The sequence below is a fragment of the Pedobacter sp. BS3 genome (assembly GCF_008274585.1).
Lineage (GTDB): Bacteria > Bacteroidota > Bacteroidia > Sphingobacteriales > Sphingobacteriaceae > Hufsiella_A.
Genome location: NZ_VTRT01000001.1, coordinates 207974 through 220165, shown reverse-complemented (window position 1 = coordinate 220165; position 12192 = coordinate 207974). Strand labels below are relative to the sequence as shown.

Here is a 12192-nt window from a genome sequence, read left to right as displayed (position 1 = left end):
TTATGTACAACGTAACCCTAATTTCAACAAAACACGCAGACAGTGGACTATGTAATTCAGTAGAATTGCATAAAATCATTGAAAAAATATGCCCAGAAGTAATCTTTTTAGAGGCAGATGATAAAACATATTCAAAATATGACCAATTAAGATTTTCTCAATATGGAGTGTATAGTGAAAAATTAGAAATAAGTGCAATTCAAAGGTATAGTGAGAATCATAATTTTGAATATATTCCTGTGGAGAACCATAATAATATTCCCGACTCATTTATAAAATCTGATTTACGAACAGTGTTTGAAACAGTCGAAAACCTTAATGATATAAATGGTCATAATTATCGAGTTTTAAGCGATAAAAACTGCGAATATGTTAGAATGTATGGATTTCAATATTGTAATAATAGTAAAGCAATGGGCATAACAAGTGAGATTGCAGATGCGGTACAAAAAGGGCTACAAACTATTAACAACGAAAAATTAAGCAAGATTTATAAAAATTGGTTAGATATTAACGAATATAGAGAAGATGCGATGCTTCTCAATATTTACAATTACAGTAAACAAAAGAAATATAATCAAGCAGTATTTTTGCTTGGTTACGCTCATAGGAAATCAATAATAGAAAAAATTAAAAAATACGAGCCAACAGAAAATTTTAAACTAAATTGGACTTTTTACAACGACAAATAACACGACAGATTAACACACCAGCCACCAACATAGTATTGGCAATAGGCGGGCTGAACGGCTTCGTATCAACGGAAGTACTAAATTCAACTTTCGTTCTTCGTATCAACAGTAGTGCTAAAAATCCCGCCCATCGCCAATACGCGGCCCGTTAAGCAAAAGTTTTGGTAAAACCGAAGGCTTTACCGTGGGATTACTCCTGCTACCGTTTATATTTTACCCGGTGCTGGGGTTTGGCAGCGCAGGTTATTTAGGGCCTTCGGCAAAGGAAGCCGGTGGACTTAACGCAGAAGACGCTTTTAAGTCATACCAATCTCCAAATGCCAATGGAGATCAATCTGATCCAACCGTTTAAGGTTAGATGTTAGTTAATCCTGGAACAGATACGTTTAATGGTATGTTCTAATGCTAAGCTGGCCGGGTTTAACTTTTGACTTTTAACTTTTGACTTGACATGTATGGTTGCTTATTTATTTTGCAGTCTGTTGCTTATCACTAACAGGCTGCAAAATTATTTATTGCCCTGCCCATTTAAGAAGTTAACCGGGATAGATTGCCCTGGTTGCGGATTTCAGCGCTCAGTGGTAGCATTGTTTCGCGGAGATCTTACCGAAAGCTGGCAGCTGTATCCTCCCACTATACCCTTACTGGTTTTATTTACCGTGTCTTTTATTGGATCCAGGTATGACTTCGCTTTTAAAAATATTGCTATTAAATCCCTGATCTATGTAGCCGGAGGCTTTGTGATGATAGCTTATCTCAATAAAATGCTACGGTAATTTGCCGGTTATTCATCCTCTCCCGCGGTCAGGTAAGTATAATCTTTAATAACCGTTTGTAAAAACTCCAGCTCATTCATTTCACGGGGAATGGAAATCCCCAATACATCTTTAACCTTCATGGCTGTATTGTAAACCAGTATGTTGTTCCTTGTCTTTACAAAATTGTTCAGCACTTCGTTAATCAGCTCAATATCATGGTCAGAAAGTAAGTCTGCTTGCCTGAAAACTGGTTCGTAATTGGCTTCAAGCCCTGTAAAAGCCAGCTGTTCCAATTGAGTGCGTAACGTAGTTTTTATCAGTGTAGTGCCGGCTACCATGTCGCCTATACGTTGCTTCTTTGCAGACACAGCAACGGCTATCAGTCCGCCTAATTGTGCCGAAAGGGTAAAATCAACCATGCGGAAAAGCCAGCGTAACAGATATTGCCCCAGGGTAGGTTGCGCTCCATCCAGACTGATAACTTTTATTTTCAGCAGACGTTTCCCAATGCTCTGCCCGTTCATAAATAATTCACATATCAGGTCGTAAAAAACAAACAGAACCAGGTAAATAACAATGAGCGCTACCCAGATATATTCCTTGCCGCCTGTAAGCAGGGTAGGCGATGATAACGCAATGACAAAGGCTGCAATAAGGTAAACAGCAACAAAAAGCCCGAAGTCAATAAGCCTTGCGGCTATGCGCTCGCCGAGGCCGGCAATTTCGTAATCAATATCAATATTCTGGGCAGTTTGAATACGTACGGTTTCCATCTATTCCAAATATAATTGCTAAAACTTATTTTTTTAAGCTGATGATTAAAATATTGTAATTATTTTAACCAAAAAATTGGTTAGGGGTTACCATGAGAGAAGCATTATTTGTAAAGCAAAATGCCGAGAAATGGAAACGGTATGAACAGTTTAATGGAGCTGACCCGGACGAGCTGGCCGGTTGTTTTATTGACCTGACCAACGATCTGGCTTTTGCCAAAACATTTTACCCCAAATCTAAAACCACCCGGTACCTTAACGGTATAGCATCACGGTTTCATCAATCCATCTATAAAAATAAAAAAGAACGATCTAACCGCTTTCTCCTGTTCTGGAAACAGGAATTGCCGCTTTTGTTTTTTCAATACCGCAATCAGCTGTTGTATGCTTTTATCTTTTTCATCGTATCAGTAGGTATAGGTATTATTTCCGCCCGTTACGACGATCGCTTTGTGCGCCTTATACTGGGTAACGAGTACGTTAATATGACCAATGAAAATATTGCCAAAGGCGATCCATTTGGTGTGTACAAGCAGGAAGGCGAGGCGTTCATGTTTATAGCTATTGCTGCCAATAACATTTGGGTTGCTTTGTACACGTTTGTAAGCGGTATATTTCTCTCGGTAGGAGCCATTGTATCGCTGATGCGTAATGGCATTATGCTTGGCTCATTTGAATATTATTTTTTCAGCAGAGGGCTGGGTATGCAATCCATATTGGTTATCTGGATACACGGAACGCTGGAAATTTCGGCCATTATTATTGCAGGAGCGGCCGGGCTGATCCTGGGTAACGGCTTATTGTTCCCTAAAACGTATAAGCGTATGGAATCTTTCAAACGCGGTGCAAAAGACGGCATGAAAATAGCCTTAGGCATAATTCCAATTATTATTACAGCAGCATTTTTTGAAGGTTTTGTAACCCGGCATACCGAAATGCCGGCCTGGCTTAGCATAAGCATTTTGGCATCATCGCTGATATTTATGATCTGGTATGTGATAATATACCCGGCAAAACTAAACGGCAACTTAACCAACACCATATCATGGAAGAAGAAAAAATAGAACTCAGGCAAATACGTGATTTTGGCGCAATCATTAACGATACGTTTGTCTTTGCCAAACAGAATCTGAAGCCCTTATTAAAGGTCTTTTTCATACTGTGCGGCGTCTTTATTCTGGGAAGCGTTCTGGCTACAGCTATCCAGCAAAACAAAGTAGTTCACCTGGTTAATGAAACCGGAAGTGGACAGTATCCCGGCAGAAATACACGCATTAGCAGTTATATGGGATGGGAATACGCAATGGTAATATTTTTTGCTTTACTGAATTATACAGCAATTACCGGAACCGTGCTTTCGTACATCAGCTTATATCTTGAAAAAGGTAAGCAGGCGCCTTCGGTAGAGGAGGTATGGAGTTATTTCAGGTACTTTTTTATGCGGATACTGGGCAGCGTAACTCTTCTGGGCATTGCATTAGTAATTGCCATAATGCTGTGCCTTGTTCCCGGGATATACTTATTCCCCATCATATCACTTGTTTACCCGGTAATGGTACTGGAAAATGGTACGCTGCGTTATTCCTTTGACCGGAGCTATAGCCTCATAAAAAATAACTGGTGGGTAACTTTCGGCACCCTGCTTATCATCTGGTTGATCGCTTATGCCTGCATGTCGCTGGTTTCGCTGCCCGCCATCTTAATGCAAACCGTCAGTATGTTCAGCCAAACTAAACCAGAATTGACCTTAACATTTACGTTCATTTCGGCAGTGATCAATGGTATCTGCCATATCTTTATGGTCATACCCGTTATTGGCGTCAGCCTGTGTTATTTCAGCCTGGCCGAGCAGAAGGATGGAACAGGCTTAATGGAGCGTATTAGTACCTTAGGTAATAGCGGTACAAAGCCCGATACCTTGTCTGAAGAATATTAATACCATGAGGCTGATTGTTTATACGGTTTTATGGATATGTGTAGCTACCGGTTTTAATGCTTACGCTCAGAAACCGCAGAAATTTATTGTGGATAGCACTAACGTTACTGTAAGGCATTTTAACCGGGCATCGCTAACAGAATACAGGCTGCAAAAAGAATTTCGCTACGATGCTCAAGCTGTTGATGCCGGTTTAAGCTGGTGGGAAAGATTCTGGCTAAGGATCTGGCAAATGATAAACAGCATAAGCATTGGTCAGGGAACAGGCTCTGCGCTTAAATATATTCTGCTGATTATTGGTGTTTCGGCCATTGTATTTCTGGCAATAAAATTTTTTGGGCTCGATCTGAAATTGTTTATCGGAAAACCGGAAGATATACCCGTTCCGTACGAAGAATCGCTTGAAAATATTCATGAGATCAGCTTTGCAGATGAGATTGAAAAAGCCGTTCAATTGCATAATTACCGCTTAGCCGTCCGGTTACTTTATTTGCATGCCCTTAAAAAATTACATGATTCCGGCGTTATCCGCTGGCAGTCCGACAAAACCAATTCGGCCTATGTTAATGAAATTAAAAATCCTGCAAAACGGGAACAATTCAGCCTGCTTACCCGCCGGTTTGAATATATCTGGTACGGCGATTTCCCGGTCGACCAGGCTACATTTGGCCAGATACACAGCGCATTTCAGCAATTTAATCAGTCAAGAGCTTGAAAAGTTTAAGAGTCTATATCGCAATCTGCTCGCTTTTGCTGATAGTGTACCTGGTAGCGCAATATTATAAGCCCGAGCCAACCAACTGGACGCCTACCTTTGTCAGAACAGATAAAATTCCTTATGGAACATTTATCCTGTACCAGCAGCTTAAAGATATCTTTCCGCAGAGCGATATTATCTCAACCCGTTTGCCTGTTTATAACATGCTAAAGGAGCAGCAATTCCGGTCGGCCAACTACCTGATCATCGCTCCGAGGATAAATATGGATCAATACGATTTCGGCCAGCTAACGGCTTTTGCAAAAGCCGGAAACCAGGTATTGCTGGCCTGCTTTTATCCGGGCAGCGCCCTGACAGATTCCTTACGTATTCGTATAAACAGCGAGTCCAGCTCATCCGGTAAAGAAATAACATTAAATTTTACAAATCCATCGTTAAAAACAGTTACCGGCTATCCGGTAGAAGATGATCTGGGTCGCCAGTATTTCAGCAAGTTTGATACAACAAAGGCAATAGTGCTGGGCGTTAACCAGAACGGGCACAGTAATCTTATTAAATATGAGTATGGCCGGGGTACTATTTATCTCTCTGCCTGCCCGTTGCTGTTCACCAACTATAGCTTACTAAGGCCGCAGGAAGCTGCGTATGTTGAAAGAGTGTTATCCTGCTTAAATCCGGCCAATACATTGATATGGGATGAATATGCAACTCTTGGAAATGAAGATGAACAGGCGCCTTTACGGGTATTTTTCAAATATGCGGAACTGCGATGGGCATATTACCTGACCATATTCAGTTTGCTGGCCTATGTTATTTACCAGATGAAGCGCCGGCAGCGTATCATTTCGGTAGCAGATCCCATGACCAATACATCGGTAGAATTTGTCAACGTGGTAGGACAGGTATACTATCAGCAACGTAATAACCGGAACATCGCCGAAAAGAAAATAGTGTACCTGCTCGATCATATCCGCTCAGCTTACCATATTAAAACCAACGATATAAACCGGCAATTTGCAGAGCAGCTAATGAACAAAGCCGCCATTGATAAAGAGCTGACAGACCAGCTGATGATGTATATCAGCATGGTAAAATCAAATACGCGGATATCAGATCGCGAATTAATAGAGCTAAACACCTGCATTGAAAATTTTTATAAGCATTCACGATAAACGTTATGGAACAGGAAAATTTTGAGCACCGCACCGATCTCAGCCAGCTAAATAACGCTGTAACGGAGATTAAAAATATGCTGGCAAAGGTAATTGTAGGTCAGCAGGATATGATCAACCTGCTGCTGGCCGGTATTCTTGCCGACGGGCATATTCTGATTGAAGGTGTGCCCGGAGTTGCTAAAACGCTTACTGCCAAGCTGATCGCCCGGTGCATCAACGCCCGGTTTTCGCGGATACAATTCACCCCCGATCTGATGCCCTCTGATGTGCTGGGAACGTCCGTTTTTAATCCCCGGCAGTCGGATTTTGAGTTCAAGCCCGGGCCCGTATTCGGTAATATCATCCTGGTTGATGAAATTAACCGGGCGCCTGCCAAAACACAATCTGCCTTGTTTGAAGTAATGGAAGAACGCCAGGTTACTATTGATGGGAACACGTATCGTATGGAAGAACCCTTTATGGTACTGGCCACGCAAAACCCAATAGACCAGGAAGGCACTTACCGGCTTCCTGAAGCGCAGCTTGACCGTTTTCTTTTCAAGATAGAAGTAAAATACCCCACATTGGAAGAAGAAACCGCCATACTGGTGCAGCATCATCAGCAGAATACTGCCGGGCAATTGCAGGAAATTGAGCCTGTGCTTACTGCTGCACAGATACTGGAATATCGCAGCCAGGTACGCGGACTTTATATTGAGCCTGTTATACTGGAGTTTATTGCAAAGATAATTCACGAAACCAGGAACAATAAATCATTATACCTGGGTGGCTCACCACGGGCTTCGCTGGCTGTTGCAAACGGGGCAAAAGCACTTGCCGCTATCAAAGGGCGTGATTTTGTTACGCCAGATGATATTATAGAAGTGATGCCTGCTGTATTGCGGCACCGTATTATGCTCACTCCGGATAAAGAAATGGAAGGGCTGACTCCTGATGATGTTATTACGCAGGTAATTCATAAGGTTGAAGTTCCCAGGTAAGATGAATGTTGAGTCTCATAATCCGATACATTGAAGACACTGTTTGATAAGTTTTATCGTAATCTATTCCTCGGAAAAAGGTTGTTTTTCGGATTGGGATGTTCAGTGGTTCTTTTCCTTCTGGCCTTCTTTTTTCCATGGCTCAGCGATATTCCGTACCTGTTCCTGATATGTCTCATTGTACTGTTGGCTATTGATCTGGGTTTATTGTACCGTTCCGGAGATAACATTTTCGCCCAGCGAAGCGCCCCGGAAAGACTTAGTAACGGCGATGAGAACGAATTGGGGATATACATTGAGAACAGCTATCCTTTTGCGGTAGATATTGGGATCATTGATGAAATTCCCTTTCAGTTTCAAAAGCGTGACCTCTGGTTTGAAACACATCTTAAAGCGGGGCAGCATAAGATCATCAGCTATTTTTTACGTCCCACCAAGCGGGGTGAATATCATTTTGGTATTATACGGGTGTATGTTCAATCGCCGCTTGCGTTAATCAGGAGGCGGTACAATCTGGGACAGGCAGAAATGCTGCCGGTATATCCGTCTTTTTTGCAAATGCGTAAGTACGAGCTTATGGCCATATCCAACCGGCTTAGCGAGTTTGGCATAAAAAGGATTCGCCGGCTGGGCAATAGTCTTGAATTTGAGCAGATCAAAAATTATGTTTCGGGTGATGATTATCGCACGGTAAACTGGAAAGCCACCGCCCGGCATGGCAATTTAATGGTTAATTCATTTACAGATGAAAGATCGCAACAGGTTTACTGCGTAATTGATAAATCCAGGGCGATGAAGATGCCCTTTGAAGGGTTAAGCCTGCTCGATTATGCTATTAACGCCAGCCTGGTATTATCAAATATCGCCTTGCTTAAAGACGATAAAGCCGGGCTAATTACCGTATCGGAAACTTTAGGGGCCGTTATCCAGGCCGACCGTAAAGCGGTACAGTTGAATAGGATACTGGAAGTATTGTACCGCGAAAAAACACGTTATCTTGAAATAAATATGGAAGCACTGTACAGTGTTGTGCGTTCTACATTAAAGCAGCGCAGCCTGGTGGTGCTCTTTACCAATTATGAAAGTATGCCCGCTATGCACCGGCAGCTTCCATACCTGAAAAAAATAGCACGTTTTCATTTATTGCTGGTCGTGTTTTTCGAGAATACCGAACTCCGGCAGCTTGCCGATGAACCAGCAACAGATGTTGAGGGTATTTATATTAAAACTGTTGCCGAAAAATTTATCTATGAGAAGAGGCTGATTGCTAAAGAGCTTAACCGGTATGGTATCCAAACCATTCTAACGAATCCCCAGAACCTTACCGTAAACGTTATAAACAGTTACCTGGAGATCAAAGCCAGGCAACGCATTTAGTTAATAATTGAGATCAGTAATTGTGGAGCTTCCAATACCATCCACTCGAAGATCCGTGTGCGTTTTTGAATGAACTTTTTCATAATACCTGTAACAGGATAAAAATAATGCCAGAGCCACAGAATACGCTTTATATTGGCGTGAAACAACTTGTAGGGATAAAGAGTTGTCCTGTTTTGCACACAGGTTGAGGGAGAAGGTAACAGATTGTCCCTACAAACTAACAGTTACAGCCAGGCATCTCTTGCCGCCACACTTTAAAATGTATTTTTTACCAGTTGAAGGATTTTGGTCAATGCTTCGGGAGTGACTTCGCTAAGTTTACCAACGATTTGTTTATCCCAAATACGAATGGTCATGATTTTATTGCAACGTACTTCACTTTCACGAAGCAGCGGCTGTGTGAGATCTTTATCATTCAATAAGTAAGAGAATGCAGACTGACGGATTTTGGTGGTGATTGGGACATACCAACAAATCACTGTCCAATTTATTACTGGTGTAATTAGATACCACCAAGGCAGGTCTGAGCTTGGATTTAGCAGGTTTATCAGTTAATGGATAATGTACTGCAATTATATCTCCTTGTCGGTACATTGCAGATGTTTTTTGATAAACTCATTCCAGTGATCATTTTCGGGGAGAATCCCAAAGATTACGAAATGTATCGATAGATATATTGGTCATTATATCTGTTGATAACTCGTTGGTATCCATATCATCCATCTCGGTTTCATTTATGATTATATCACGCACCTCTTTCTTTATCTTTGGTTTCATTGCCTTGAAGAGCGTCCAAAATGCTAATGCTTCATCCGAATGCTTAATTGTCCGTGTTGCCATAAAATCATCTTTTGTGAGATGCTATTACAAAAATACAAAATATACCGGAAGGTGTATAGTTCAATTAAAGCTCTCTATTCCCCTGGTTGGTCTCTTTTACGAGCCAACACTTAATTATAATCTTCGTTATAAACGAGCGCCATCAAAACTATAACAGACTTCCGGAGTTTAATTTGCAAGCGACAAGAAAACTTCGGAAGTCTGATTTAAATACAAAACCCCTTCGTAATTGATTACGAAGGGGTTTTGTTTAGGCCTTTTGGCTTGAATTACATCATGCCGCCCATGCCGCCGCCCATTGAAGGCATACCAGCGCCATGACCGCCTTTATCTTCTTCTGGCTCATCTGCCAACACACACTCGGTGGTTAACAGCATAGATGCAATAGAAGCAGCGTTTTCTAAAGCAACACGGCTAACTTTAGTCGGGTCAATAACACCGGCGCCAATCAGGTTCTCATAAGAATCTGTGCGGGCATTATAACCGTAATCAGCTTGGCCTTCTTTAACTTTCTGAACCACGATAGAACCTTCGATACCGGCATTTTCGCAGATTTGACGTAACGGCTCTTCAATGGCACGTTTAACAATCTGGATACCGGTAGTTTCGTCTTCGTTAGCGCCTTTTAATCCGTTTAATGATTCAATAGCACGGATAAATGCGACACCACCACCGGCAACAATACCTTCTTCTACCGCTGCACGGGTAGCATGTAAGGCATCATCCACGCGGTCTTTTTTCTCTTTCATCTCAACCTCAGAAGCTGCACCTACGTACAGTACAGCAACACCACCGGCTAATTTAGCCAGACGTTCCTGTAGTTTTTCTTTATCGTAGTCTGAAGTGGTAGTTTCAATCTGAGCTTTGATCTGATTAACACGTCCTTTGATATCATCGGCGTTGCCGGAACCATTGATAATGGTAGTGTTGTCTTTGTCAACTACTACTTTTTCTGCCTGACCTAAGTAAGAAAGGTCAGCATTTTCTAATTTAAAGCCTCTTTCTTCAGAGATAACGGTACCACCGGTTAAGATGGCGATATCTTCCAGCATAGCTTTACGACGGTCGCCAAAGCCCGGAGCTTTAACAGCAGCAACTTTCAGCGAGCCACGTATTTTGTTTACCACTAATGTAGCTAAAGCTTCTCCATCAAGGTCTTCGGCGATAATTAATAATGGTTTGCCGGTTTGTACTTGTTTTTCAAGGATAGGAAGCAATTCCTTCATGTTGCTGATCTTTTTATCGTAGATCAGGATATAAGGATTCTCTAACTCTGCTTCCATTTTATCGGTGTTGGTAACGAAGTAAGGTGAAAGATATCCGCGGTCAAACTGCATACCTTCAACAGTTTTAACTTCGGTTTCGGTACCTTTTGCTTCTTCAACGGTAATTACGCCGTCTTTGCCAACTTTGCTCATCGCTTCGGCAATCAGGCCACCGATAACTTCATCATTATTGGCAGAGATAGCACCAACCTGTTTGATCTTGTTGTTGTCTTCGCCAACGGTTTGCGATTGTTTTTTCAGGTTTTCAACCACGGCAGCAACAGCTTTATCAATACCGCGTTTCAAATCCATTGGATTTGCACCGGCAGCAACGTTTTTAATACCGGCAGTAACAATAGCCTGAGCTAAAACGGTAGCGGTAGTTGTTCCGTCACCGGCAATGTCGGCAGTTTTAGAAGCAACTTCTTTCACCATCTGAGCACCCATGTTTTCTACAGGGTCTTTCAGCTCAATTTCTTTTGCCACGGTTACACCATCTTTGGTAATTGCCGGCGAACCGAATTTTTTATCAATAATTACATTACGGCCTTTTGGACCAAGGGTTACTTTAACCGCATTGGCTAAAATATCCACGCCTCTTTTCAGGGCGTCGCGAGCTTCAACGTTGTATTTAACTTGTTTTGCCATTTTTTTTGAGATTTTAGATGTGAGATTTTAGATGTGAGGCTTGTACGCTCAGCAGCTAAATCCTGGTTTTACTAAAAGTTTTTATTACTTGTATTAACGGATATTTGTTCTTGATATGGATATGCTCATATCTCATACCTAAATCTAATATCTCTTACAGAATTGCATAAATATCAGACTCACGCATAATTAAATATTCCTTGCCTTCATAGGTGATCTCAGTGCCGGAATATTTACCATACAATACCTGATCGCCAACTTTAACAGTTAAGGGCTCATCTTTCTTGCCATCGCCAACAGCAACAACAGTTCCTCTTTGTGGTTTTTCTTTAGCAGTGTCAGGAATGTAAAGACCTGAAGCAGTTTTCTCTTCCGCAGGAGCAGCTTCAACTACCACTCTGTCTGCAATAGGTTTAATATTCAATGCCATAGTGTAATGATTTTATTTTTAGTTTGCCTTGTTGGCATCAGTAATTGTGCCAAATGCCATATAAAGGTTACAAGCCTGTAAATGCTTGTCAAAATTTCATTTTTTGGTTCAGCCGGATGTTATAGTTTTTAGGTTCCGGTGTCAAGCTGTCAGTTATTGATGACAAATTTTTTGATGTCTGACGGCTGAAAATATAAATGGCATACAGTAATGCCTGTATGCCATTTTATATCGAACCTTCTTTAAAGATTATTTTTTGCTGGTATCTGTTGTTGCGCCCGGAAGTGTTTGCGGCAATATGGGTGCAGCAGCGGGCTTGTTAATCTGCTTCTGTATTTCATCGTTTGCGTTATTGGCACCCGAATGCTTAGGTATGGTAATATTAATCAATAAAGCCAGCACCATCAGCGAAATACTAAGTACCCAGGTTCCTTTTTCAAGAAAATCTCCGGTACGTTGTACGCCCATAATATTATTAGAACCGGCAAAACCGGATGAAAGACCACCGCCTTTTGGATTCTGGATTAACACAATCAGGCCCAGCAATACGCAAACAAGAATGGCCAGAATTACTAACAGGATATACATATCTTTTGA

The 12192-nt window shown here is 41.6% G+C and carries 13 protein-coding genes and 1 pseudogene; 9 read left to right on the top strand and 5 right to left on the bottom strand.

Annotated elements, in window-relative coordinates:
- Positions 1 to 2 precede the first annotated feature (2 nt).
- From FW774_RS00905 to FW774_RS00900, 3 genes and pseudogenes are all read left to right on the top strand, one after another.
- Positions 3 to 692, top strand: coding sequence for a hypothetical protein (locus tag FW774_RS00905; RefSeq protein ID WP_149346284.1), 690 nt, complete (start codon positions 3 to 5; stop codon positions 690 to 692).
- Positions 693 to 840: 148 nt separating this feature from the next.
- Positions 841 to 1044: pseudogene (locus tag FW774_RS20305) on the top strand (DUF5684 domain-containing protein); the annotation flags it as partial.
- A 103-nt stretch (positions 1045 to 1147) separates the two neighbouring features.
- Positions 1148 to 1468: a DUF2752 domain-containing protein gene (locus tag FW774_RS00900; RefSeq protein WP_149346283.1), complete on the top strand. Its 321-nt coding sequence runs from the start codon at positions 1148 to 1150 to the stop codon at positions 1466 to 1468.
- Between the two features lie 8 nt (positions 1469 to 1476).
- Here FW774_RS00900 and FW774_RS00895 read toward each other — a convergent pair whose 3' ends face one another.
- Positions 1477 to 2223 carry an RDD family protein gene (locus tag FW774_RS00895; protein ID WP_149346282.1) on the bottom strand — a complete coding sequence of 249 codons (747 nt, stop codon included), beginning with the start codon at positions 2221 to 2223 and terminating at the stop codon, positions 1477 to 1479.
- 92 nt (positions 2224 to 2315) lie between these two features.
- Here FW774_RS00895 and FW774_RS00890 point away from each other — a divergent pair, with 92 nt between their 5' ends.
- From FW774_RS00890 to FW774_RS00865, 6 genes are read left to right on the top strand one after another with little or no spacing between them, the layout of a single operon-like run.
- Positions 2316 to 3287 (top strand): stage II sporulation protein M, encoded by a 972-nt coding sequence (locus tag FW774_RS00890; protein WP_149346281.1) that lies wholly within the window; start codon positions 2316 to 2318, stop codon positions 3285 to 3287.
- Positions 3269 to 4159 carry a hypothetical protein gene (locus FW774_RS00885; protein ID WP_149346280.1) on the top strand — a complete coding sequence of 297 codons (891 nt, stop codon included), beginning with the start codon at positions 3269 to 3271 and terminating at the stop codon, positions 4157 to 4159. Before FW774_RS00890 ends, FW774_RS00885 begins: the two co-directional genes overlap by 19 nt.
- 4 nt (positions 4160 to 4163) lie before the next feature.
- Positions 4164 to 4874: a DUF4129 domain-containing protein gene (locus FW774_RS00880; RefSeq protein WP_149346279.1), complete on the top strand. Its 711-nt coding sequence runs from the start codon at positions 4164 to 4166 to the stop codon at positions 4872 to 4874.
- On the top strand, positions 4871 to 6049 hold the full coding sequence (locus FW774_RS00875; RefSeq protein ID WP_149346278.1) for a DUF4350 domain-containing protein: 1179 nt from the start codon (positions 4871 to 4873) through the stop codon (positions 6047 to 6049). Before FW774_RS00880 ends, FW774_RS00875 begins: the two co-directional genes overlap by 4 nt.
- A 5-nt stretch (positions 6050 to 6054) precedes the next feature.
- Positions 6055 to 7032 carry an AAA family ATPase gene (locus tag FW774_RS00870; protein WP_149346277.1) on the top strand — a complete coding sequence of 326 codons (978 nt, stop codon included), beginning with the start codon at positions 6055 to 6057 and terminating at the stop codon, positions 7030 to 7032.
- Between the two features lie 30 nt (positions 7033 to 7062).
- Positions 7063 to 8409: a DUF58 domain-containing protein gene (locus FW774_RS00865; RefSeq protein ID WP_149346276.1), complete on the top strand. Its 1347-nt coding sequence runs from the start codon at positions 7063 to 7065 to the stop codon at positions 8407 to 8409.
- A gap of 414 nt (positions 8410 to 8823) precedes the next feature.
- On the opposite strand, the gene FW774_RS20815 is transcribed toward FW774_RS00865, so the two are convergent.
- The 4 genes from FW774_RS20815 to secG form a co-directional block, all read right to left on the bottom strand.
- Positions 8824 to 9006, bottom strand: coding sequence for a type II toxin-antitoxin system PemK/MazF family toxin (locus tag FW774_RS20815; RefSeq protein ID WP_149346275.1), 183 nt, complete (start codon positions 9004 to 9006; stop codon positions 8824 to 8826).
- Between the two features lie 515 nt (positions 9007 to 9521).
- Positions 9522 to 11165, bottom strand: a complete 1644-nt coding sequence (gene groL, locus FW774_RS00855) for a chaperonin GroEL (protein ID WP_149346274.1) — start codon at positions 11163 to 11165, stop codon at positions 9522 to 9524.
- Positions 11166 to 11319: 154 nt separating this feature from the next.
- Positions 11320 to 11595: a co-chaperone GroES gene (groES, locus tag FW774_RS00850; RefSeq protein ID WP_149346273.1), complete on the bottom strand. Its 276-nt coding sequence runs from the start codon at positions 11593 to 11595 to the stop codon at positions 11320 to 11322.
- Positions 11596 to 11844: 249 nt separating this feature from the next.
- Positions 11845 to 12183 (bottom strand): preprotein translocase subunit SecG, encoded by a 339-nt coding sequence (secG, locus tag FW774_RS00845; RefSeq protein WP_149346272.1) that lies wholly within the window; start codon positions 12181 to 12183, stop codon positions 11845 to 11847.
- Positions 12184 to 12192: the final 9 nt, after the last annotated feature.

Bases quoted from the DNA above. Each gene is read 5' to 3' on its own strand.
- groES (WP_149346273.1), bottom strand. From the start codon at position 11,595: ATGGCATTGAATATTAAACCTATTGCAGACAGAGTGGTAGTTGAAGCT.
- FW774_RS00905 (WP_149346284.1), top strand. From the start codon at position 3: ATGTACAACGTAACCCTAATTTCAACAAAACACGCAGACAGTGGACTA.
- FW774_RS00880 (WP_149346279.1), top strand. From the start codon at position 4,164: ATGAGGCTGATTGTTTATACGGTTTTATGGATATGTGTAGCTACCGGT.
- FW774_RS20815 (WP_149346275.1), bottom strand. From the start codon at position 9,006: ATGTACCGACAAGGAGATATAATTGCAGTACATTATCCATTAACTGAT.
- FW774_RS00890 (WP_149346281.1), top strand. From the start codon at position 2,316: ATGAGAGAAGCATTATTTGTAAAGCAAAATGCCGAGAAATGGAAACGG.
- FW774_RS00895 (WP_149346282.1), bottom strand. From the start codon at position 2,223: ATGGAAACCGTACGTATTCAAACTGCCCAGAATATTGATATTGATTAC.
- groL (WP_149346274.1), bottom strand. From the start codon at position 11,165: ATGGCAAAACAAGTTAAATACAACGTTGAAGCTCGCGACGCCCTGAAA.
- FW774_RS00885 (WP_149346280.1), top strand. From the start codon at position 3,269: ATGGAAGAAGAAAAAATAGAACTCAGGCAAATACGTGATTTTGGCGCA.
- secG (WP_149346272.1), bottom strand. From the start codon at position 12,183: ATGTATATCCTGTTAGTAATTCTGGCCATTCTTGTTTGCGTATTGCTG.
- FW774_RS00900 (WP_149346283.1), top strand. From the start codon at position 1,148: ATGGTTGCTTATTTATTTTGCAGTCTGTTGCTTATCACTAACAGGCTG.
- FW774_RS00870 (WP_149346277.1), top strand. From the start codon at position 6,055: ATGGAACAGGAAAATTTTGAGCACCGCACCGATCTCAGCCAGCTAAAT.